This window comes from Paenibacillus sp. AD87, from assembly GCF_001659845.1.
Lineage (GTDB): Bacteria > Bacillota > Bacilli > Paenibacillales > Paenibacillaceae > Paenibacillus > Paenibacillus marchantiae.
This window is the reverse complement of the sequence record NZ_LXQN01000007.1, coordinates 1,123,109-1,147,133: the sequence shown is the minus strand read 5'-3', so window position 1 is coordinate 1,147,133 and position 24,025 is coordinate 1,123,109. Positions and strand designations below refer to the sequence as shown.

Genomic DNA, 24,025 nt, shown 5'->3' with positions numbered 1-24,025 from the left:
AATCCTAAGTTAGAGTAGTTTTAACAAGATGGTCAGCTTGTCTAGTGGTTTCAGGCAACCGATACTTAGGTGAAAGTGCCAGTATCCAATTACATGAAGTTTCTAAAGAGATACGGTGACCAATTGACACGAAAATAGGATTAACATTGTTTTGAGTTCTCAGTACCTTGCCAATTACTTCACTGTTATCGATTAAAGGTGAATAACTACCGCGTTGGGATTCGGGCTCCACAAATGTTCCTATCAATCTAGTTTTCCCACACCCGATCGTTGGTGTATCTAAAAGTACTCCTAAGTGGCAAGCCAAGCCAAACCTTCTTGGATGAGCGATGCCCTGTCCATCACAAACAATTAGATCTGGCTTAATTTTTATTCGCTTAAACGCCTTAACAATTGGAGGTAACTCTCTGAATGAGAATAATCCAGGGACATATGGAAATCTAACTTTATCTTCAATTACTACTGATTCTACTGGTTTTAGCGAATTAACATCCAAAATAACTACTGCTGCAATTAAACTATCACTTCGTTTACTATATGCTACATCAACTCCAGCAACATAATTCACCTCTGTAAATTCATCTTGTTTAATGACTTTTTCAGCTAAACTATATTGAAGGACAATGGCCTCTTTCTCGCTTATTTCCCATGGATGATTTAATATTTGCTCCATTATAATCACCTTTCAATTTGATATCCTGTAATTGATTTATTTGTTCAAGTAATCATTGATTCCCTTAGATGAGTAACCATAAGTATGTAGTATGTAGTGAAGTTGGCGAGAATTTACTCACAGTTCCTATTTTCCATTTTTGAAAGTAACTTTAAAACCATCAAGAAACTGATGTTGATCTAATCTCACCATTCTTGAACCAAGAAATAGACTTTCCAGCAATTGCTCCCTTACGCATGCGTTTAAATCCTTCTATTTTACCATCTTCGTAATACGTGACATAATCACCATCAGGAACTCCATCCACATAGTAACAATAGTGAGCCAAATTCCCATTGCTATACTTTTCGTAAACAAGTCCTGTTACTGGATTTCCTCCATCTTCAATAGACCTATCAAAAACTTGGTCCCCCGTACTCTCCATCAAAACAAACATCTCCTGTAAATTCTAAACCGTTTAAAAGAACTTCTTCCTTCGAGAGTATATTTATTTCCTCCATTGTTGTGCTCTCCCCTCTACTGAATAAAATACTATAAGTCAGAAAGAATATTATTACAGTGCAGACATTTTTTCGGTCTTGTCGTACTTCTATTGGATGATCGATCGGGTTACCTCTTTACTCAAGTTTAATTATAATATTACCCGTCCTCTAAGTTTTTTCATCCCTGGCCTTAATTCCATCTTTCGAAGACGGAGCATCTTTAGGTTTAGGTGGATTTTTCGGCTTAGTCGGTTTAACACTTGAAGACATAGAAGAATCTTTAGAAGCTGTTCCTTTCGACGAAATACTGATCTCTTTCGAATCCACATGAGAAGTGTGCGGCGATCCCTTTGAACTCCCAGTGCCACTGTATTTTCCATGATTTCCACCTGTATCGGAGAACATATGACTGTCAGTCTTCACAATTATCGGTACGGTACATCCGTCTACTAACTTCATCCGCTGCACTCGCCATGGAACACTGGATATTGCGCCTGCGCTCGTGTTGCCCAAGACCTGGTTGATTCGTTCTCCCAATTCCACTAGAGATGAAGGCATTATTGCCGAATTGTCTTGAGCTTGCCATCCTTCATGGCACTGCCCGTGGCTCTATCTGACCCATCTGCATGGCCGAACTTTTTACCGCTACCCACTTTTAACGATTAGGATGTATATCGCTTGTTGGCACAGGCGGAACAGAAACCTAACGGCCTCTAGATTTTCTTTTTTTAATTTTTCTTGCGGGTAACTCCCATTTTTACTGGTTTAACAGTAGGATGGTAGTAAAGTCAGGATACAACTAGTTTCACCTTCTCACCGGGTTTGGGTATAACAAAAAAACAGGTTAATCGTAGTGGTCTCTGATCATACTCGACCTGTTAATTTAATGCTATAACGTTATTTAGGGCGACCATAACTTAACTATTTATCAGGCGTAATCACTTAGATGCCATTTAGGGAAGGGTGGTTTTATAATACGTTACATTAAAGGGGATTTTTACTTCTGTTTTAACTTATACAGACTTCTTTATCATTATTTTAAAATCCTTATCCATTATGACAAATTCATCACTAATTCTAACTAATAAATCAGAATAGTTCTCTTCTAACTTGTACTTAAGTTCAGTAAAAGAGACCGAAAAATTAATAATTAAATAAAGCTCTGTAATCCTGTAACTTTCGGTATCAAGAAACATTGTGACCTTAGTGATATCATTATCTTTTCGCTCCACCTGATTTATACTGTAGGTTATGTTTTTGTTGTTATCTTCTTTCATATTTTTAGAACCGAATAAGCTGCCCAGATTGATATAATTTGGATTCCCTTTTCTAAATATTGAAACTAAATCAACTACCAAGTTATTAAAAGATTTTTCATAGAATTCTTTTTGTAAGGCATTCCATTCATGATCTATAAAAGTAAACCAATCTGGACTAATCGCCGAATTATCGATAACGCCAGGTATGGATTGCCTATATAGATCTGTCTTTAAGCCGAAAAATTCGCCATTACTTGTAGACATTATAAATACCTCCAATTTTATCAGCTATTGTTTCCATTAACATATCATTTACTTTGGCACTATGGCCTTCTTTCCAAAGTTGCATTATCTTAGGATCGTTTCTAAATAAATTCATAGTTTCTTTAAATATTTTTTCTACATCATAATACGGTACATTCCAGCCAGTTACTCCCCTTTTCATACTGAATGTAAGACCATTAGGAAGTGTTGCACGAATTTCAGCTGCATTATATGCTACGGCAGTTTCAATATCATTAAAACTGAGCATACCATTCGTTGAAGCATTTGATTTGCGTACAAACGAAATAACGGATATGGGTATTACAGGGTTAAGTCTACTTGAAATTAGCCGCCGACTCATTCGGCACTGGGTGGGAGTTGAGACAAGGGCAAAAGAAAACCACAATATGGGCGGATAGCTCGCATCGTGGCGTTAATACTTTATTTAACATGTATACTGCTAACACAAAATGGTTTATAGTTTTTCTGAAATAAAAAATATAATTCAGCTATAGAAACAAAAATATATAAATCATACTACTCTATCTATTTCATCTAGTCTCTCCATGTTAAATTCACTAAATTCTGTTCTTGGAAAAGAATAAACATTTTGAGGCCATCCATATTTTCCACAAACAAGCTCATTATGGTGATAACTAACTCTCCCCCCTCTCCAACAACAATATTATAGGTTCATATAGAGCTTCGAAACGTGCATCAATCTTTTCTCCAACGCTAATTATCCACTCCCACTCTAAAAAATATTTGCACAAGAACTCTACTGTCCAACCTTGTTTCAATAATTCCAATTCCTCAATTTTCTTGAATATGAAGCAGTATTTCTTCTTTAACACCAATAATCTGAGCTGCACTATATATGGGTTTACGTATTTTATTATCAGGGCAATAAACATCCCTAAAGATGTTACCCCTATTAATAAATTCAGTTACAAGTAATGCATGTGAAGGAAGGTCTTGCCTCCTGACGTTCCAATCAATATTTATAATTCTTTGTACTGCTTTTTCAAACCTTTCCAAAGTTCTCACTTCTTTCTTTATGGTGTGTTTGAAATCTGTTTTCATTTTGGATCACGCATATCAGACCTGCCCTTATAAAGAAATGGCAACCTCTTTCATATAGCTTTATTGCTGCCACAAACAAATCTTTATTTTCAATAGCAATTTGATTTCCTTCATCAATGAGTACGTTTAACTCTAAATAACTGGTAGCAATTTCTCTAACATAACTATTGTCAATCTCTTTTAGTATTTGTAATTTCATCAACACTCACTTGTGACTTAGTTATCGAAATTGAAATGATAACAAAAGGATACCTACAAGGCCCAGGATAATACTGGAAGAATATTGATGCTCTTCTTAAGTATTCTTTACTCATATGAACATATGATCTTGCTTGCTTGTTTCCAATACAACTCCAATCTATTGCAGAAATACGCTTAATTGCCTGATTAAAATTATCCATCAATTATTTCGCTCCACCTTCTCTATTTTTATTACCCAAGAACTTTTTTCGAATAGTAGTCATATGCTCCAGGGAGTTCAAATGAAGGTTGATCAGAAGCTACATCATGTGCACCAGGAGGATCTGAACCAAAACGTCTATTCATCGCAGCCATATTACGTCCTGACGTTCAGGATGGCGCGGGGGATGGAATGGGTGAAGCCATACAAGCAATTCCCATTGAGATGTCTTACAGAACAACAAACGCTCGATGTGTTATCCCTAGCTTCTGAACGCACTCCTTACCTGGATGGTTCATGGCTGATTTCTCCCTTCAAGTTTTCTTTCTTTATAGGTTAGACATTCTATAGGCAGGAGTCACACCAGACATACAGAAGCATAGGGCGTTTTTTGAATCTTGAATTTGTCACATCCTAATTAAGTAACATGTTTACCAGTAACGATAAACCCCACTGAATTTACAGTACGCTACTGTATCCCGTAACACTAATCGACCAAGTTCAATTTAATTAGTATCACAAAATTTTTGAATTTGCTTGGCTCTGTTATCTCCGTCCAACTTAGTGGATGATGGATGGTGTGCATGGATGGTGGCGTTAGACGTAAAAAACACATCGATCATGGTGGTATCTGACCATAATCAACATGTTTAATACAACGCTGTAACGTTATTTAGGGTAAAAATTCAAGTGTTAATGAGCGTACAAACAAAAACAAAATGAAGAAATCTATCTACGGATATGTCACGGGTTAAGTGATTATTAGTTGCTTGGTGGGTTCGTTCGGCAATGGGTAAAGTTTTTTAAACAACCGCCGATCAATATCAGGCGGTTAGCTCGCAGTGCGGCGTATGTTTGCAAGAGTTTTTGATAGACTCGACTCTTTAAATATTTAAACCAGATTATCTATGTCTAACGGTTCCTTTGTTACAAATTTTTCAAACCATCCGCTTAATGGCATATGTCCAACATTTTGTATATCCAGTGACTGATGTCGGAGATCAAATAAACCTCCTCTTTCAATAATTTTAATTAGGGGTTCATATACATTTATATATTTAGCATATTTTGGATCCTTATCAGCATAATTAGCCAATTGGATATAATATTCAAATATTTTTCCTGTATATATGCTTCTACCTAAAAACTTTGAAGCTTCTTCGTTACAATAGTCTGAGATCACTATTTCTTCCTCATTGTCACCAAGCAATTGAGCTATATTTGAAAACAAAGGTGGCCTCGGTTTAATCGCTTGCTCCTTGAAAAATTGAGCCAATCTCCTTAAAAATTCTCGAGCTAACTTAACATCCTCTTTTGATACGCTTGTACCTACTACATCCCATTTCACATTATTGATTTTTACTATAGCCTCATCTAGATACATTTTTTCACCTCTTAGTTAATAATCTACGTGTTTATCAAAATGTTTGTTAAATTCTTTTGATTGATCGTATCCTGGAAATGAAGGTGGATTGGGATCTGTTATGTTAGCTCTGTCATGTGCATTTTTTTTAATGTCGATATCATATATCTCGTCCTCGTGGTTCCAAGTAGACGGATCTCTTAAAGGCATCCCACCATCCATAAATTCCTTTTCTTTAATCTCATGATTTGCTAGCTCCCTAAACCATTCTTTTTCCTCTTCTGTCAATTCGCCCTTTTGAGCCTTCTGCCATGCATATGCAATATCTGCATCCGCTTGAAAATATAACTCTTCGTACGGTTTACCACCAACAGATATTTGTTTTGTGTCTAAGAACAAATGCTTCTTTGTCTTCAAGACCTGTTCTTCTGTCAATCCTGTATTTTTGGCTACTGTGGAAATATCTCCAATACCTGATTTTCTTATATCGATATATTTCCTCTCGAGGAATGCTTGAAATCCATCTTCTGGTACGATGATGTGCTTTTTCATTTCAACTGGATCTGTTATAAAATCATGTTTACCCGTCCTCTCAGTAATTGTGCTTGTCCGTCCCTTACTAGCCTCATCATATAGATGCGAGTCATCAAACTCATCGAAAGGCCGGTTCTTACCAGGACCGCCCAACGCCCCTCTTGAAGGCTTGGATTTAGCAGTCTTCGATCCAGTCTTACCGCTAGCTGCCGCCGGATCTTGTTGAACCTGCTGCTTCCAGGCTGCCCATGTATCACCTAGAGCTGAACTGTTCTTACTGTTAACCAGCTTGTCCGCTGCCTTATTTAACCCATGCTTGGCCAGCATAGCCAGGTTTACAACCATCAACGTAATACCCAACTTATCCAGCAATTCCTGATCCATTCCAAGAAACGTTGGATTCGTATTGGCGTTTCCGTTCTTCAGATCATTCAACTTCTCCGCGTTAACCACAATCATGGAGACGCCCAGCGCAGCATCCGCTACAGCCAGCATGTACAGAGATCCTCCACCTGTTGGTATCGCCGCTATAATTGCAACTACCCCGAATAAGATGTTAAATTCTGCAATCAATACTTGGGGACCAATAATAAGCTCTTCGAACGTATATCGGGATAAGTATACCGTTTTTTGGGTTTGTTTACTCAAGTAGTCGGGCTTTTGCGGTATGCCATAGGCAAGTTCCATCTGTTCCAGCCAAGGACTGATCTTTTCCAATACGCCCCCGATTCCGGTAGCTTCCACGAACTGCTGGATCATCCCTGGCTTTCCGCTCGATCCAGCCGGTTGGGAGGAGCTTTGACCGCTCAGCACTGGAGGAGCTGGCATCATCGCATGGATTTCCTCTGATGACTTGCCTGCTTGCCCCCCTTGTTCCATCACCTGTTTGGCTTGCTGCTTCCAATCGTACATCGCCGTTCGATCCTGGTCCATCTGGTCGTAAACCTTCTGCTGGTTCGCCAGTTCGACCTGTTTTTCTGCTTTGCTTTTCTTTTCCGGCTCTGCAGCGGGCTGATTGATATACTTTTGTTGATAGATTGTTTTTTGTTCATTGGAAGACATGGTGCTCAGCCAGTTCTTGGCTTGATCCTTCATTCCCGGATCACTCTTAGCCGTCTCGGCTACTTGATTACGAATATCCGCTCGCTGCCCATCCGTTAGCTGAACTGCAGCCTTGAGTTGGAGCGATAGATCGATCTCTTGTTTCGCAATTTCTCCTTGAGCGAGCTTATCTACATACAACTCTTCCAGCTCTTCTTCGGTTAGAAGATCCACAAAGTCCACTTCGATCTTCTGGAAGTCAACCTTGGCACTCTGGATCCCCATCCGGTTACCGTTCAGGATAACATACTGGTCAGTATTCGTCTGGAGTACAATTTCCTGCTCAGCACGGATTCGAAGAGATTCGAGAACTCCCTCTTCGCCCCCACTGCCGGCTTCAATCTGATTTCCTGCTACAACGAGAAGATCCTCGCTGGCATTCAGCGTGATATTTCCTCCATCCAGATGCAGGCTAACGGTCCCTTTCTCAAATAAAACACCGTCATCTCCCAGCTGCATTTTGGCCTCACCAGGCATCTCGAATACTTTTGTGGAAGGTTTCTGGAACACCGTCCGGCTCTTCATTTCCTCGCCGCCGCCACGAACCGAATTAATAGCCATCGCCTTTTTCTCTGTGCCACTGGGGAAATAGACCTTAATACGAGCCCCCTCTTCCGGCAGACAGTGAAAGATATTGTTGCCCTCTCCCGAATAAGGAAACCACCAATTTCCCTGCTTATCGTGTGCATCGTCGATATCTAAATGCACCTTCACCATATTGTTGGCCCGTTTAATCACGCGTCCTTCCAAAGACATCCCTTGGAGTTTATCATTACGGCGGGATTTTCGGCGCAGACTCTGGCGCTTTACCAGCAAGTATTCATACTGTAATAAACCTGCTGAGTAGCTGATCACGGACTCGGAGACCACCCACATTTGTTTCTTAAATGATACATCATCGCCAACTTGGCAATACTGATCACTGGTTACTCGGTAGTTAACAAAATCGGCTTCCACTAGCTGTTCTGCATCCTTGCCTTCAGCATTAGCTCGAAGCTCTTCATAGACAGCTCGATCTTTCATGGCCTTGTAACGCCGGACATGTAGCTCTTTACCCCAGGATAAGTCCGGGACTCCAAAGTAGACACGAGGTGCATCCATGGAGACGTCCGGTAAAATGACGGTTCCCACTCTAGAAGCCAGTCGCTTCAGAAATTTCCAATCTGTTTCTTCATACTGAACCAACAAAGCACCTATGGAAGCCTGGTCACTTGTCGCCATATTCTGGGCATCTCCTGAGGCATAATTCCGAACCAGCTGCCGAATCGCATCGGTATAGGTCAGATGCTTGTTCTGATACGAGCGACTCCGCGGCTTCATATCCATGATATATGTACGTGATAGAGCCTCCACTTCTAAAAGGGGGATCCCATCTTCCATCTGGATATCGACTTTGGTAATTCCTCCGGCAAACCACCCCTCCGGTCTGACATCCGTTGGCTTCTGCAGAACGAGGCTGTCGTTAAAGGAACTCTGGAGGAGGCATTGCTCTGCCTCCTCTTCGCTCATGCGGGCTGTAAAAACACAACGTGTATGTGCATTGAAAGCTCGCTCAATTCGAAAACTGCGGAGGTCCTTGATCTTGTAGGGCCACTGCAGTTCAAATCCATCTCCCTGATAGTTAACATCCATTTCGATACCCTCCTCCGTTAATGCCAGCCTTACCTTACAGCAAACTCCGGAGGAGCCGGATCCATGCCATTGGTTAACAAGCGTATCTGTCCTCCACATGTACAGAACAGGCAGGACTTACTGGTCAGGGCCGGTACTCCCTGAATGGACACATTGGGGCTTCCATTAGTCCACTGGGGCTTTGCCCCTGCCAATGCCTCGATCAGTGCACTTAACGAAGGCTTTGACATCAATGTGCTTTGAGCAGAAGCCGAGGCGGTGGGCATAATTCCAGGGGCACAAGGGTAGATAGCCTGTCCACATGTTGGTTCTGTTGGATCGGGGTCAATAATGTACGAAGGATCCGATTTGGGGCCTGCGACACGTTCAGCTAACTTCATCGGATGCAGCTCACTCCGGCAATACCCGAAGGAGTAGAAGTTCCCGTCGATTTCCTGTCCCATTTTTGTATAAGGTATACCGTGAATCGTCCCTGGCTCAGAAGTGGACGTGGCACAATCCTCGACCGTTAGCATCGGGCTACCGTTTATGTACACCCCATTGGGCTCCAGCTTGTTCAGTACCTCCTCATGGGTTCCAAACGTACAATGCATATAGGCTCCTGCCGTTACATATGTATCTTCACTCCTCCAGGGGGAGGAAAGCAGCTTGTTTAGCGTATCCTTCGTTAAGATTGTATCTGTAACTCCCATCTACATGTCTCCTTCTGTGATCTGAATCGGTCTGACGTTCAAACCATATATACCTGCCCGCAGTAGACGTTCTGCCAGTTCAAGACGAACAATCACCAGCTGAGTCCGATAATACGGAACGAGGAATGCAGATTCTTGTTCAAGGCCACTGAGATCAGCCATTATGCTCATAACCTGCCCGCTCTGGATCAAGGCTTGATCAGGAGCGATACACGTCGCCTTCGGCAGATCCATCCAGTGATAGAATGACTGGTTATACTGTTCCAGGTTCATCACCACAACTCTTTTAGAAGTAGTCTCAGGTGCAAGTTTCATGATGAACTTGGATAACTCATCACTGAGCAGCAGCAAAGGATATTGCGCAAGGATACTGGAAGAAGAAAAGGGTTGACCACTCTTCACATAAACGATTTCCTCTTCAGCAGCATAGTCATAACCTTGAAGCATTCGCTCTGGCCATTGAAGGCTGGCTCCGTTGGAAGAAAGCTGTCTGTCATGTTCGATCACGTAGTAATTTGTTTCACTCATGAATTTTTCTCCACCCATTCAATAGCAGCGCGCTGTTCAGCAGTTAACTGCACCCGAAATCGATCTTGTACAAGCATCTGGCTTCCTGCCAGATCAGCCCCGGTGAAATCTACCTGCTCCAGCTGTGCACCTGTAAAGTCACCCGCGATCTTGCAATATCGAAAGCTTGCATGATTCAGATTCGCTCCTTGAAACCGAACACCGTTCATACCGTAGAACAGACCATGTGTATCGACGAAGGTATCGCGGCCACCCAAAGCACCATCGAATCTTGCCTTTCTCAGATCACACCCTCGAAAGTCCACATCATACAAAAGCGTCTCTCCAAAGTTGACATGATCACACTGGCACCGCATAAACCGAGTTCCCAGTAGGCTCGTCTCCTCCATGTGGCTACCGCTGAGTTTCACTTCTTCGAACCGAGCGTAATTGAAATCTATTTCCCCATAATCTCCTTGCGTAAGATCTACACTCGCAATATGTTCATAGATGTATTCACTGGTCAGCTTGCTCTCCAGCCAACCCTTACAAGTTATCGAGCTGCGCTGCATCCCATTCATTCGGTATACCGATTCAGTCACCTCATGATCCTGAAATTCACCAACACGAACTTCAAATTCTATGTCCTTGTTTAAGTTCTGAAATGAATCTAGTTTACGAATGTCATCCATTGCATAACGGACAGCATGTACCATATAGACATGAAAAGGATACAACTGTCCTGTTTGCCATGCATGAAGGGCAACCTGATCAATCCTGTTCATATATCTCTTGCGACTGCTCTCACATTCCTCGAACCACTGTTCCATATAACGATAAATCCAGCTTGCATCGTATAGAAACCCGCTCGCGGGCATCTCCCCCTCACGGTACCGATCACTCGCGTATAGCATATAAGCCGGATCTCCCTGATTCAGCCTGGTCCGCATTAACGATACGTGCAGCGTACTGCACGCCTGTAGCTCACCCTGTTCTTGTTGCAATCTTACCCGTTCACAGAAGGCGTCAAATAGAGGAACAATTCCCTGTACTATCTCTTGCCGATGCCTAACATAATAGGTGTGCAACTCCTGTATCTTGCTATTCCGAAGTGGCAGCACTTCCTGTTCCAAGAACTGCTGCCACAGCTCCATCTGATGCATGATCTAGCCCCTCACTGTCTTTATTGGTTCATTAAGATCTCAATTCCTTTAATGACAACCTGGCCTTGGTCGATGGTTAGGCCGCCGTTTCCATCCTTGGTTGACAGATCTATTTGGTTAGCTAGCATGACGACGGACTCGGATACCATTTCAATCTGCTTACTTGCCTGAAGGGTAATCTTGTTCTCACAGTTCAGGATAATGGTTCCCGCACTGGTCAGCGTCAGAGTCGCTCCTCCTGTGGCTCCAGTAATAGTGATTTTGTCTTCTTCAAAGGTAATCTTCTGTCCAGTCGGTGTAAGGAGGAATTTGGTGTTGGGATTGGCCATCAGATCTTCTTTTAAATCCTTGTCATATTGCACAATGGGCTGCAATTGCTCCTGCTGAACAACCGTAGTGGTGATCCCTCCTCCACCACCTCCAGTTTGGGTAGTTTGGGCCGATGCAGGCGACGAAGAAGGTGATGAGATGGCCTCTTCCGGTATTTTCTTGCGAACAGAGCTCAGTGCAATGCCTTCCGCCTCCCTTGCATTAGGAAAGTAAAGACGGATACTATCCCCTTGCTCAGGCATACAGTACCACCCAGTCTGATCATCCGAAGCATACATGGTGGAGTAAGGGAACAGATTGGCCGTGGCCAGACTCCATTCCTGATCACAGTCCAACTGGACTTTAACCTCATCTCTCACGACGCCCATAATCTGTCCTGAAATGGATGCACCGACAAGGCGTGAGTTGTATCGCTTACGTTGATAAGCAGATTTCATGTGCCCGAGCACATAATGGTGGATAAGTAGCCCTTGCTGCATTTCGGTCCGAATTTCAAAGACTTTGAGTCTTTGCCCTTTAAACTGTACCTCATCCCCAAGTTTCAAAACTCGGTCATGTACCTTAACTTCATATCGGATATAAGCCTGTTCACTAAGGCCACTAGCACCTTGCGCTTCTTGTTGATAGGCCAGCATGTCCTTATACATGCGGTAATGCGTTGCTTCCAGCTTGCCTGCATCCCGTTGCTCGGGTATACCTAGATAGATACGAATGCGTTTTTCCGTTGATACAGGAATCAATACCGTATGATAATGAGACGCTAATCGCTGCAGAAACTCCCAGTCGGTCTCCTGGTATTGGAGTGTATAAGCTCCAAGTTTTTTCTTTTCCATAAACGTATTGAATGTCTGACCGTCTGGATAGAGCCCGCTAATCTTCTGCATGACATCTGGAATCAAACTGGCAGCATTCTGAAAGGAACGTGTCTCGCGCTTAATATCCATGGCATGCGTATGCGAGACGGCTTCCGCCTCTAGCCAGTACACCTGATTTTCCACTCTGACCTGGAGCTTCAGAATGACACCGTGAAATAACCGCTGTTTTTGTCCATGTTCATCGGTATAAAACAATTCAACGGGAGTGCTCTCATCGGCCATACGTACGTATTGCTCTTCTTTTTCCTCTGGAATGACCCCAGTGAATCTTAACTTCCCGTGCTCATGAACTTTCATATGTATCGCAACTTGATGTATTCGAATCTCAAAAGGCTGTATCTGGAGTTGCTCGTAACTAATTGTCGCGAGTGTCATGACCTCTCACCTACTTACTTTTTTTTATTCTGATGCTTTAATTTACTATTTATCGACTTTTAACATATGTTTGTTTATACATTATCCTTAAATTCAATAAAAAGGATATAAAATAAGACTTTACTCATATTCCATAAATTCCTAAACGCGAATAAAAAAGAGCAGCGCGCTTGCTACTCCTCCTTTATTCCTACGCTTTGGATTCTTATTTGAGCATCATTATGTTAATAGTCCATATTAAATAGTATCCTCTATTCCTTTTTTTCTTCCCCCATATCCATTTGGATAGAATCTCTAAATCTCTACTATTGTACATTTGAATAGGTTGCCAAAAAAGCCGCCATGTAGGCGACTTTGATGGTACCCTCTAACTAAAATAGTTAAGCTATGATAGGCATTGATGTTCAATCGGTGTGCGTTGTTTCAAGTTTGCCATTGAAAGCCTAAATCCAATTGGAGCATTTAATCATTTAGAACTGGCAGCAATTTTCGTGATCTTGTCGGCAATATCTTCTGCTTGTAAAAGGGATGAGAATGAATCCGCCGCAAAATATTTTTCCATTTCAATCTCAATTACATGATGATTTTTGACCGCATCTAAGGTTGTCCACGTCACTGGGAGCTTGGGTGGCTCTTTGCCTTCAACACTAAGCACAATGACGTAGTCGCCTACATAATCGTTTACAGTCTCCCATGAGACTTCAATACGGTCTTCTTTTTTGTCAATGATTTCACTTTTCACTTTAGGGGTTGGGTTTAGTCCCAAAATATCGTATGTAGCTCTTCCCCCACGCTCGCCTGCATTGCCAATCACCATCAAAAATTTGTCTACAGTAATATAATCCACAATGGAGATCGTTGCATCTTCAGGAATTACATTTCTGATTTTATTGCGGGCAGCTTCCGTACGCTTTTCAAAATCTTCATTCCACTTTTTAGCTTCTTCTTGTCGCCCCAGAATATCGCCCATGGCTGTGATTTCTTCCTGAATCGTTGAGTACTTGCTTGTCTCAAACACGACGGTCGGTGCAATTTTGGAGTAACTTTCATAGGCCGCGGTATTCCAAGTAATGATGATATCTGGAGTCAAATCCAATACCTTCTCTAAAGAGATACTTCCCTCCAAACCAATATCTTGAACCGTGTCAGGTAAATAAGGTTTCAGAAACTTGGCAAAGTTCATTTGTGTACTGGACGCTCCAACAGGCGTTACTCCTACAGCCAAGACGGGCCCTAAATCCCAGTCCACAACAACACGTTTGGGATGTGCCGGAACACTAACTTCTCCCATGACCGTTGATACTTTCCGCATGCTCGTATCTTCTTTGGCCTCATTGGTAGGCATATTTTGACTAGAATCTGCACTCTGATTTGAATTTCCGCCTGCTGACCCCTGGCTATTATTTTGACTGGAGTTCCCATTCGTGCATGCTGCAAGCATCAATGTAAAACATAACATGAGTGTTAATACCATCTTCGATCTTGTTCCTCTATACATCTGTCTATCCCCTTCTGTTTTGTATTGATAATGATTATCATCAATAACATAACAAGTAGAAGAATGTTTGCCCATAGAGGATACGAACCCTTCCCATGGACTATCTGAATCACCTAAGCTCTCCTTCATTTTCTTTTTATATTGACCCGGCGTCATCCCGACCTGCTTCTTGAACAGACGTGTGAAATAAAAAACATCACTATAACCTACACTTGAAGCAATCTCCTGTGCAGTGGCATCTGTCCGAATCATTAATTCTTTTGCTTTAGCCATCCGCGCCTGAATCACGTATTCGATAGGACTTCTGCCCGTACGAAGTTTAAACTGTTTCGATAAATATTGAATGCTATAATTCCATTGTTCAGCCAAGGACTCAAGAGAAATAGATTGATTAAAATGTTCGTGAATGTACTGGATGATCTCTTCTACCATATCCTTTTCCTTTGAAGTAACTCCTTGAAGCTTCAGTTGCTGGACTAGTGTATATACGAACTGGTAAAAAAAGATTTTCACATGAAAACGTTCAAATACCTGTCTTCGGCTCCATTCCTCATACATTGAATCCACATGGCGATATAGATTAAGCGGAGCAAGAGGCTGGTAGGCATACGGTAGCTGAAAAGGGTTATTCATGTCATAGTTGTTCTGAATTTCTTTGCTAGCTTTGGGTGACATACTACCTCTATATAAAATGTAATAGTACGTGACCTCATATTGCCCGGCCTCGATCCTGATTCTACTTCCTTTTCCTGCATGTAGTAGATAAAACCGTTTAAATATATGTATATCTTCATCTAATGAAATGGAGCCTTGTCCTTGCACGATATATATAAAACCACTGACTGGGAGATGATATTGCTGCTTCCCCCCGCTACTTATTACAATTTGGCGAATATCCACCAGCTGAATCGATGAATGGTCCCACATTTGAATATACTCTTCCCAGTTCACTATTTTTCTCCCCCGTTTGACCACATACTGAACCTACATTCAGTAATAAATCCCTTTATAATTCAATTTGACTATATTCGATAACGATAATCATTGTCAATTAGAGGACGACTTAAAGTTAAGGAAGAAATTCCTAAACTCCCTCTCCAGAACCAACAGAACCCCGGCAGCACATCTGCATTCAGCAGCGCACAACCGGGGTTCACCATTATTTTAATTATTACTTATATCTCTTAACCTAACTCACCTTGTAAAATCATGCTGCCCAATCGTCAGCAACGTTGGTCTGCTCTTACTCCACAATGAAGTCGCAATCTTCGGATTGTAATAATAGAGTGCTCCGTGTGTCGGATCAGTACCATTCAAGGCTTTACGAGCTGCCTGATAGGAAGTCTGGGTTGGCTTCGTATTAAACTGTCCATCGTCTATAGCCGTGAACTGCCCTTTTTGGAAAATTACTTTGGGGATCGATGATGGAAATGCATTCGAATGCACTCGATTCAAGACGACCGCACCTACAGCAACCTGCCCTTCAAAGGACTCTCCCCGTGCTTCCCCATGAATCAGCTTCGCAAGCTGGCGCAGCGTGTTACCTTGGGCAGCAGCCTTCTTGTTCAGTCTGTTGAGTGTTGCCGGGCCTGCAATCCCATCCGCACTCAGCCCCTGAGCCTGCTGGAACTTACGGACAGCGCCTTTGGTAATAGAACCGTAATATCCGGTCAATCCAGCTTTAAAATACCCCAGTTCGTTTAATTGCTCCTGCAATTGCAGCACATGTTCACCGCGAACGCCCTGTTCCAGCTTCTGCGCCCCGGCAGACGGAGCTGCCATCGTGAGACCGAGAGCCATTGCGAAGGCACCGAGAAGCACACTGACTCGTCCTGCTCTTTTGCCAGCCTTTCTCCCTCTGCGATGGGTGATTTTCCGGCTAATGGTAATAGGTTCCATGTGGTCGGTGCTTGTGTGCAAATCATGCAGATCAAGCCTCTCATCCCCGTTATCTAATCTAGACTCTTCATCTAGGCTGTAGATATAGCTCGTCATTTTCATCTGTTTCATTTCTTTCATCTCTTTAACAGGAGTAAGATCAATCACATCATATCTCCCGTTTATCTCACTTATCTTATCGTTGCCATTATAGCTGTACATTACATTCATACCGACATTATCAGTCACACGTACTACTTCACACACGCCATTCTGTCCACTCATCATATGCTTTTCATTCATTCTATTCTTGTCACTGATTCTATTCTGCTCATTCATCATATTCTCTGCATTCACTTCGTTCAATTCATTCATTTCACACGTTTGATCCATTTCAATATTGTTCTTCATGATTAGATTAACCTCCACTTTTCTGAATCCAGATCCCACTTCTCCCCCCTGAATCCTCACGGCCCTACATCCCGAGTGTCATTATAGGATATAGAAAAAGTGACGTCTATCGGACCGATGGCGCAGGCGAAAATCCACTCCAAACACATCAAAAAGAGGCATGAGCCCATGGTCACGCCATAGTCATGCCTCTTCTTGTATCAACCTTCTACCGCTTATCCACCCCGTTATAGTCGTAGGCAGGCAGACCCGCACAAAAGTTGCGTTGTATTTATTGACATTTATTCGGCCAGCTCCAGACCCTTGGTTTCCCGGCCCAGGAACAGCACAGCCGCAGCGCCAATGAGGATGGTCACGAAGAAAATCGTGAAAATTAGGCTGATTGCGACTTCACGCTGAACCAACATACCAACCATTAATGGAGCAAGCACGCCCCCAATCCGGCCTACCGATGTAGCAAGACCCACACCTGTTGAACGAACGGAAGTGGGGTACAATTCCGGACTGTATGCGTACAGACCGCCCCAAGCTCCCAGATTGAAGAAGGAAAGACAGATACCTGCGGTCAGGATCGTCGCTTCCGTTGTTGCCAGTCCAAAAGCAATCGCACTTACTGCTGTCAATGTAAGATAAACGACAAGTACAAATTTGCGGCCAAACCGCTCAATGAAGTACGCCGCCGTGAAGTAACCTGGCAGCTGTGCGATCGTCATAATCAGCACGTACTGGAAGCTTTTGACCAACGTAAAGCCTTTTGCCATAACAACCGACGGCAACCACAGGAACATGCCATAATAAGAGAAAATGACGGTAAACCACAAGATCCAGAGCATCAACGTTGTGCGGCGATGCGGTGCCGACCAGACCGTCGCTACCTTTTCGCGGAACGTGATTTTCTTAATCTTGGTATTGTTCTTGTAACGAGGCGGGTCCTGAATGGCACGGCGCAGATACAGCGCATAGAACGCTGGAACGGCACCAATGGCAAAAGCAATTCTCCAGCCATATTCCGGGATAACAAAGTTGGCAATGAGTGCCGATACAATCCAGCCACCTGCCCAGAAACTCTCCAGCAGTACAACTGCACGTCCACGTTCTGCCGTAGGCATCGACTCCGATACCAATGTAGATGCCACGGGCAGCTCTCCGCCGAGGCCGATACCTGCAATCAGACGCAGTACACACAATACAGCGAATCCGGTGGCCAAGGCTGACAGACCGCTCGCGATCGTAAAGATCAGTAGAGTCCACATCAAAATGGCCTTTCGGCCGAAACGGTCCGCAAGTGCCCCCGCAAGCAATGCACCGAGCGCCATACCGATGGAGTTGATACTCGTAAGCACCCCGACTTGTCCGGGACTGAGACTCCATTCCTTGGCGAGTGCAGCCACGATGAAGGAAATCATGCCGACTTCCATTGCATCAAACAGCCAGCTCATGCCGGCACTGAACAGCAGCTTGCGCTGCTTGGGATTCCGCAATACTTCCAGTTTGCTCATGTCTTATAGCTCCCTTGATCTCTATGTAGTCATTCTGACACTAAACCATTATTATGCAGAATGATCCAGAAATCAATGTAAAATACGCATATCCGTTGATCTTCTTCCTATACCTTACCCCTTGAGTGAACCCGCTGTCAGGCCTGCTACAAAATAACGCTGAAGCAGAATGAACAGCACGATCATCGGAATGGCTGTTACCAGCACACCGGTGAGCATCATTGGATAGTTCGTCACGTATTCCCCGCGGAACTGCATGAGTGCGAGTGGTAACGTTAGCTTGGACTTACTGCTGAGCATTAGCATCGGAATGAGCAAGTCATTCCAGACCATCACGAGCAGGAACGTGGCTGTAGCTGCCAGAGAAGGTGCAGCGAGTGGTAGCGCAATTCGTGTATAGAGCCTCCACTCGCTTGCTCCATCCATACTGCCCGCTTCCAGTATTTCCGCATTCAGCATACGCATAAAACCCGTCAGCATAAATACGGAGACCGGCATTAACATCGCAGCTGATACTACAATGAGTCCTGTCAGACTGTCCGACCACCCGAGCGTACGCGTCAGAGAATAGATCGGCAGCATGCTCACTTGGGAAGGAACGATTAGACCTGCAACAAACAAAGCAAACACAATTTTGCCCACGCTGCCACCCCAGCGGACAATGGCATACGCAATCATGCTGCTGAGCAATAACTCAATCGCAACCGTGCCCAGCGTCACGACCAGACTGTTCCCGAAATACTGCCACATCGGCTGATTGCGAAACATACCAGTGAGATTATCCCACGTAAACGGGTCCGGCCAGCTAAATGGACTGATGAAGAAGTTGCTGCTCGTTTTGAACGATGACACAAATACAAAGTACAGCGGCACAAGAATTAACAGGGCGTACACCAATAGGATCAGTCGATTGAACCATTTTAAAACCATAGGAACCCCCTCCCTTCTTCTTTAATTCTTTTAGGTCTGCTCAGGCATCGTTCTCATTCAAGTTTTCTGCCCTAAAGTCATTTCAACGTAATGAAATCCAGAACTCGTTCAATAATTCGTTTAACAATTAGAATACTCACAAATCACCTATTCACGAACATATCAATCCGTCCAATCGTTAATAGCTTACCCGGTCGGCACGCAGCGCCTTGAACTGCAATAACGTCAGCAAAGCGAGCAGAACCAGGAAAATCATCGAACCCGCAGAAGCAAGGCCAAATGAGTAGCTGCCAAAGGCGGTATGATAGATGTATGTCGTCAAAATTTCAGTAGCGTAGTTCGGTCCTCCGTCTGTCATCGTGAAAATGAGATCAAAAGCCTTGAAGGATTGAATCGTGGTATAGGCCACGACAATCGTTGCCGAAGGTGCAAGCAAAGGCCAGGTCACGGTACGGAATACCTGCCATTTGCTGCCGCCATCCATACGTGCTGCTTCATACAGCTCCGCTGGAATGCCTTGCAGACCTGCGATAAACACGATCATCATCTGCCCGGCATGTGCCCAGACTTGTACAGCGGCTATCGAGTAGATTGCGATCTTCGGATCACCAATCCAGTTGTGGGCGATGCTCCCCATACCTGCCTCGTTCAATCCATAGTTAATCAACCCGATCGAAGGATCGTACATAAAAGCCCAGATCAGACCCACCGATACAGAGGACAGAATCGCAGGCAGAAAATAGAGCGCCCGGAGCGCGATGCGTGTCTTTGTGTTACGTACCAAAAGCAGCGCCAGAACAAGTGAAATAAAGGTTTGCGCAATGACAACCGTTAACATGAACTCGACGTTGTTGCCAAAAGCTTTGCGAAATACGATGCTGCTGAGACTGTCCTTATAATTATCCAGCCCTACAAATGCATACGACGGGGATACCCCGTCCCAATCCGTAAAGGAGTAGAACAGCCCCGTCAATGTAGGAAATATGAACAGTGCAACGTACAGCAACAACCCGGGAAACAAAAACATGGATAGCTGAATACGGTTCTTCATCGTTTATTTCCCGATATGCTGATCAATGATCGCCTGTGCTTGCTGCGCTGCTTCTTCAGGAGAAGTGCCGCTCAGTACAGCCTGAATGGAGTTGGTTACTGCTTTCTGATTATCTCCGTTCAGGATAGTGAACCGTGGCTGGAACACGGTTTTTTTGCTCGCCCAATCTCCGGCAACCTGGAGCTCAGGTGTATCGTACTTCACATCATTCACCGTTACATTCTGTCCCGTCTGGTTGGCGTATTCGCCAGCCACCTCCGGGTTGCTCAGGAATTCGATGAACTTCTTCGCTTCTTCCGGGTGTTTGGACTTACTGTTCACCGCAAGCATAAATGTCGTGGTATGAACGCCTTCATACTTCGCTTGATCGGCACTTACGGTAATCGGTGCAAGCAGCTTCTGCTCCAGATTCGGATTTTGAAGCTTGTTCTGTGCTAACTGATACGATCCGCTCGCCAGCATGGCTGCTTTCTCCTGGATAAAGAGTGCTCCCGCTGCCGGGTCTTTCGTTCCCAGTGCGTCCTGCTGGAAGTATCCTTTGTCGTTCAGTTCTTTGATCTGAGTTAAGGTTTTCATCCAAAACTCATCCGTTAGTTTGACCTCTCCGGCTTCCACTTTGGTAAAAATGTCGTCACTCGGTGCATTGTTCATCACCATCGTATTCATGAATTGGCCTGGACCAATATCCGCTCCAGCAAATGCAATCGGAATGATGCCGTTGTCTTTCAGCGTCTGGCATAGTGCCAGGAAGCCTTCCCAATCCGTTGGCGGGGTCAATCCATATTTTTCGAACAACTTCACATTGTAGATTGGATCGTTATATACGAGTTGATAAGGAATTGCATATTGCTTGCCATCGTGCTGGCCTGCTTCAATTAGCTTAGGATTGTATGCAGACAGAAACGACGATCCAGTCAGATCAGTGAACAATCCGGCTTTGGTGAAGGCTTCGAACTGTGCACCAGGGAAGGAAGCAAATACATCCCCAACTGAACCGTCACTGATTTTGGATTGTACAGTGGATTGATATTGGTCTGAAGGAAGAGTCTGCATTTCCACATGGATGTTCGGATTTTCCTTTTCAAACGCATCAATCGTCTTGTTCAGTGCTTCCACATCCTCTCCACGCCAGTGCATGAAGCTGATTGTTACTTTGCCCGAACCGGAGGAATCGCCCCCTCCTGATGCCGCGTTATCTCCGCCGCCGCAGGCAGACAGCAGGATGGACATTACCAGCATACTGACAAGGGGCAGGATATATTTTTGTTTTTTTCTCATGAAAGAAGACCTCCTGAAGGATGTTATATAAGTTAAACAATGATTTTACACTGAACCACTACGCGGTCAGAACCATCTTCCAATCGCTGTTATCCCCAGATTTTTTCTGCCCTCTTCGTTACCGTGTAAAAAAGGTTTCACTTATTTAGTTAGTGGTAACTGAGTGCTGTTTCTGTCTGGCGCTCCATTTGCTGCGAATAATCGGCATGACTGTCCGTCCGAAGATTTCGGCTTCTTCCAGATGCGGATATCCCGACAATATAAATGTGGTCACGCCGAGATCTCCATATTCCATCAATCGTTCTGCGACCTGTTCTGCTGTACCCACAATGAGGATTGCTCCGCCGGAACGTACAACTGACAAACCTGTCCACAGGTTGGGACCTACGACAAACTGCTGCTTCTCGGACAGTTCCCGCAGCTCATTCTGTCTGCGTTGGTTGGTTGCATCCGTCTCTGCGAAGCCTGCTTTGGCTTTTTCGATGGCCTCTGGTGGTACTTTGCTAATAATCTCCCAAGCCGCCGCCCATGCTTCTTCTTCCGTATCCCGAATGAGTACTTGTGCCCGCATGCCGTAACGCAACTGACGATCTTGTCCGGTTTCCTCTTTGATCTGTTCGCGAATGACTTCAATTTCTTCGATCTGCTCCTGAATCCAGTCATGCGGCTCTCCCCACATGAGGAATGTATCTGCGTGCTCAACAGCGACCCGCTTTGCAATCGGTGAACTTCCACCCAAGTAGAACGGCGGATACGGATTTTGCACCGTTTCAGGCATGCCTACCGGACCTTTGAAATTATAATACTTACCGTTAAACTCCGAATTGTCTTCGGATGCTTCCTGATTCGACTGAGCACCACTTCCAGCAAACTCGGTCAGATTGAGCCCGGCCGATTGTGTCCATGAACGCTTCATCACTTCCATGTACTCGCTCGCCCGTTCATAACGTTCATCATGGGCATGAGCCAGTGGATCTCCCAGTTCCTCCAAATCCCGAACCGAACTGCCTGTCACCACATTGATCATGGCACGACCGTCAGAAAGTTGATCCAGTGCCGCTCCCATTCGCGCCGCCAATACAGGGGTGACCAGACCCGGTCGAATGGCCACAAGCGGACGCAGTGTTTTCGTGTGACTCATGACAGCCGAACCCACAACCCACGCATCCAGACAGGCTCCACCTGTCGGAATCAATACAAATTCAAAACCTGCCGTCTCCGCTGTCTGCGCTACTTGAACCAAATAATCCAGGCTCGGTTCCCGCTCCGGGGCAACTCCTACATATTTTCCGTCTCCTGCTGTAGGCAAAAACCAACCAAACTTCATCTCTTCCTGTTCGCTCACGCAAGTCAATCCCTTCTGGTCATAAATTGATCTAATGAATAGTTTCACTCAGCACTTCGGTTACAGAAAACCTTTCGATCACTCTTGTCCCCAGATTTCTTTTAATTCCCTTTTCAAGGGAAAATCCGGTGACAAAGGCGCACGCTTCGCTTCTTCAGGTCTTTTCTGTCCCCTACGTTGCCGTGTAATTCTTAAAGTTGAATTTATAAGTACGTACACTTCCAAATGCCGATTAATTAACTTGGTTTAATAGGTATGGACATCATAACAATTGATTTGTCTGTGATCAATGTCATTTCGCGGCCATTTTATTTTGTCATTTTGTGGTGAATTCACAGGAATAGGTCTTCTCGATCTTGAATATTTACAAAACCCACCTGTATAATAGGTTATAAGAGAAACTTTCAGAGATTACAAACTATACTTATATTAAAGAGGTGTTCCTGATGATCGAGAGCATGAAGGAGGACCACCACGAGTTTTTGGATATTATTTTTTTTACTCCGTCTGAATTCGAGAAAGCCGGTGGAGCATGGCCGATTCGAATCGGTCGTAATATAGCCAAGAGCAACTATCATATCGGCCCTCGAACGACGCCTTTTCATTATTTAATTTTTGTTCTGGAAGGCGAGGGAACTTTCATACAGAACGGACATCGTTATTCCCTGCGTGCCCGCGATGCATTCTGCCTGTATCCACAGGTTACCCATGAGTACTGGTCCGACCCAAAGGAATCTTTGCACAAAATTTTCATTGCCTTTGATGGAAAACATGCAGCTGAACTTTTGGCACGAATCGGGCTTACTCCAGACGCGCCGCATCGTTCAGGTGTACTCACGCCGGAGACGGCAAGTGGCATGCGTGCTTTTATGGAAGAGGTTCGCAAACCTCAGGGAGGCGCAAGCGACCTGGGACGACTTACCCGTTTTCTCGGATTGTTTGACCGGATTTCCAAATCCCCTGCTACCCGAGTGCTTCAACCAGACTCTGCCACACCCTGGCTGCAAAAGGGTAAGGAGTACATGGATATTCACTTTGCCGGCGGCATTACCGTGGAAGGTGTATCTTCTCACGCTGGCGTGGATCGGACCCATTTTGCCAAACAATTCCGTAAAGCCTACGGCCTGTCTCCTGTCCAGTATATTCAACGTCTCAAAATGAATCAGGCCAAACGGCTGCTTGTTCAGACCCCGTTAACGTTAACTGAAGTAGCGCATTCGGTGGGTTACCCTGATCTGTTTTCTTTCTCCAAAGCGTTCAAAAAGCAGGTGGGTCTGCCACCCAACCGATATCGAACGGCCGAGAACAATAAAAGCTGATTTGTCGCCAGCCGCATGCTAACGAAAAGCAAAAAAGGCAAGCCTCCTTGCTCGGAGACTTGCCTTTTCCTCATTACATATTA

At 44.3% G+C, this 24,025-nt stretch carries 22 protein-coding genes; 1 reads left to right on the top strand and 21 read right to left on the bottom strand.

Annotated elements, in window-relative coordinates; translation table 11 throughout:
• Nucleotides 1–4 precede the first annotated feature (4 nt).
• The 21 genes from nfi to gpAD87_RS05110 all read right to left on the bottom strand — a co-directional run bounded on the left by nfi (nt 5) and on the right by gpAD87_RS05110 (nt 22,605).
• Nucleotides 5–673, bottom strand: coding sequence for a deoxyribonuclease V (gene nfi, locus gpAD87_RS05210; RefSeq protein WP_064635669.1), 669 nt, complete (start codon nt 671–673; stop codon nt 5–7).
• Nucleotides 674–833: 160 nt separating this feature from the next.
• Nucleotides 834–1,100, bottom strand: coding sequence for a toxin-antitoxin system YwqK family antitoxin (locus gpAD87_RS05205; RefSeq protein WP_157258420.1), 267 nt, complete (start codon nt 1,098–1,100; stop codon nt 834–836).
• A gap of 223 nt (nt 1,101–1,323) precedes the next feature.
• Nucleotides 1,324–1,578, bottom strand: a complete 255-nt coding sequence (locus tag gpAD87_RS32455) for a hypothetical protein (RefSeq protein WP_161490605.1) — start codon at nt 1,576–1,578, stop codon at nt 1,324–1,326.
• On the bottom strand, nt 1,568–1,741 hold the full coding sequence (locus tag gpAD87_RS32110; RefSeq protein ID WP_161490604.1) for a hypothetical protein: 174 nt from the start codon (nt 1,739–1,741) through the stop codon (nt 1,568–1,570). The genes gpAD87_RS32455 and gpAD87_RS32110 overlap by 11 nt, the downstream gene beginning before the upstream one ends.
• Nucleotides 1,742–2,168: 427 nt before the next feature.
• Entirely contained in the window at nt 2,169–2,678 is a 510-nt protein-coding gene (locus gpAD87_RS05195; protein WP_064636654.1) for a hypothetical protein, read from the bottom strand.
• A complete protein-coding gene (locus gpAD87_RS05190; RefSeq protein ID WP_063565637.1) occupies nt 2,665–2,946 on the bottom strand; it encodes a hypothetical protein in 282 nt (93 codons plus the stop codon). Before gpAD87_RS05190 ends, gpAD87_RS05195 begins: the two co-directional genes overlap by 14 nt.
• A gap of 545 nt (nt 2,947–3,491) precedes the next feature.
• Entirely contained in the window at nt 3,492–3,761 is a 270-nt protein-coding gene (locus tag gpAD87_RS32450) for a hypothetical protein (protein ID WP_231952447.1), read from the bottom strand.
• Entirely contained in the window at nt 3,703–3,960 is a 258-nt protein-coding gene (locus gpAD87_RS32445) for a hypothetical protein (RefSeq protein ID WP_231952446.1), read from the bottom strand. The genes gpAD87_RS32450 and gpAD87_RS32445 overlap by 59 nt, the downstream gene beginning before the upstream one ends.
• A gap of 1,093 nt (nt 3,961–5,053) precedes the next feature.
• Complete coding sequence (locus tag gpAD87_RS05170) at nt 5,054–5,545, bottom strand: hypothetical protein (RefSeq protein ID WP_063565634.1); 492 nt, start codon at nt 5,543–5,545, stop codon at nt 5,054–5,056.
• A gap of 15 nt (nt 5,546–5,560) precedes the next feature.
• Entirely contained in the window at nt 5,561–8,791 is a 3,231-nt protein-coding gene (locus gpAD87_RS05165) for a hypothetical protein (RefSeq protein WP_064636652.1), read from the bottom strand.
• Nucleotides 8,792–8,820: 29 nt separating this feature from the next.
• Nucleotides 8,821–9,483 (bottom strand): PAAR-like protein, encoded by a 663-nt coding sequence (locus gpAD87_RS05160; protein WP_063565632.1) that lies wholly within the window; start codon nt 9,481–9,483, stop codon nt 8,821–8,823.
• The gene (locus tag gpAD87_RS05155) at nt 9,484–10,011 is read right to left on the bottom strand and encodes a hypothetical protein (protein ID WP_064636650.1); all 528 of its coding nucleotides are present in this window, start codon (nt 10,009–10,011) and stop codon (nt 9,484–9,486) included.
• The gene (locus gpAD87_RS05150; protein WP_064636648.1) at nt 10,008–11,153 is read right to left on the bottom strand and encodes a pentapeptide repeat-containing protein; all 1,146 of its coding nucleotides are present in this window, start codon (nt 11,151–11,153) and stop codon (nt 10,008–10,010) included. The genes gpAD87_RS05155 and gpAD87_RS05150 overlap by 4 nt, the downstream gene beginning before the upstream one ends.
• Nucleotides 11,154–11,173: 20 nt before the next feature.
• Nucleotides 11,174–12,733: a contractile injection system protein, VgrG/Pvc8 family gene (locus gpAD87_RS05145; RefSeq protein ID WP_064636646.1), complete on the bottom strand. Its 1,560-nt coding sequence runs from the start codon at nt 12,731–12,733 to the stop codon at nt 11,174–11,176.
• A gap of 466 nt (nt 12,734–13,199) precedes the next feature.
• Nucleotides 13,200–15,182: an AraC family transcriptional regulator gene (locus gpAD87_RS05140; RefSeq protein WP_064636644.1), complete on the bottom strand. Its 1,983-nt coding sequence runs from the start codon at nt 15,180–15,182 to the stop codon at nt 13,200–13,202.
• Between the two features lie 243 nt (nt 15,183–15,425).
• Nucleotides 15,426–16,013: a cell wall hydrolase gene (locus gpAD87_RS32945; protein ID WP_064640754.1), complete on the bottom strand. Its 588-nt coding sequence runs from the start codon at nt 16,011–16,013 to the stop codon at nt 15,426–15,428.
• Nucleotides 16,014–16,801: 788 nt separating this feature from the next.
• Nucleotides 16,802–18,019, bottom strand: coding sequence for an MFS transporter (locus gpAD87_RS05130; protein ID WP_063565627.1), 1,218 nt, complete (start codon nt 18,017–18,019; stop codon nt 16,802–16,804).
• 114 nt (nt 18,020–18,133) lie between these two features.
• Nucleotides 18,134–18,949, bottom strand: a complete 816-nt coding sequence (locus tag gpAD87_RS05125; protein ID WP_063565626.1) for a carbohydrate ABC transporter permease — start codon at nt 18,947–18,949, stop codon at nt 18,134–18,136.
• A gap of 178 nt (nt 18,950–19,127) precedes the next feature.
• The gene (locus gpAD87_RS05120; protein WP_197521371.1) at nt 19,128–20,000 is read right to left on the bottom strand and encodes a carbohydrate ABC transporter permease; all 873 of its coding nucleotides are present in this window, start codon (nt 19,998–20,000) and stop codon (nt 19,128–19,130) included.
• A gap of 3 nt (nt 20,001–20,003) precedes the next feature.
• The gene (locus gpAD87_RS05115) at nt 20,004–21,278 is read right to left on the bottom strand and encodes an ABC transporter substrate-binding protein (protein WP_064636642.1); all 1,275 of its coding nucleotides are present in this window, start codon (nt 21,276–21,278) and stop codon (nt 20,004–20,006) included.
• A 145-nt stretch (nt 21,279–21,423) separates the two neighbouring features.
• Complete coding sequence (locus tag gpAD87_RS05110) at nt 21,424–22,605, bottom strand: LLM class flavin-dependent oxidoreductase (RefSeq protein ID WP_064640752.1); 1,182 nt, start codon at nt 22,603–22,605, stop codon at nt 21,424–21,426.
• Between the two features lie 464 nt (nt 22,606–23,069).
• Here gpAD87_RS05110 and gpAD87_RS05105 point away from each other — a divergent pair, with 464 nt between their 5' ends.
• The gene (locus gpAD87_RS05105; RefSeq protein WP_064636640.1) at nt 23,070–23,942 is read left to right on the top strand and encodes a helix-turn-helix transcriptional regulator; all 873 of its coding nucleotides are present in this window, start codon (nt 23,070–23,072) and stop codon (nt 23,940–23,942) included.
• The last annotated feature ends 83 nt before the right edge of the window (nt 23,943–24,025 follow it).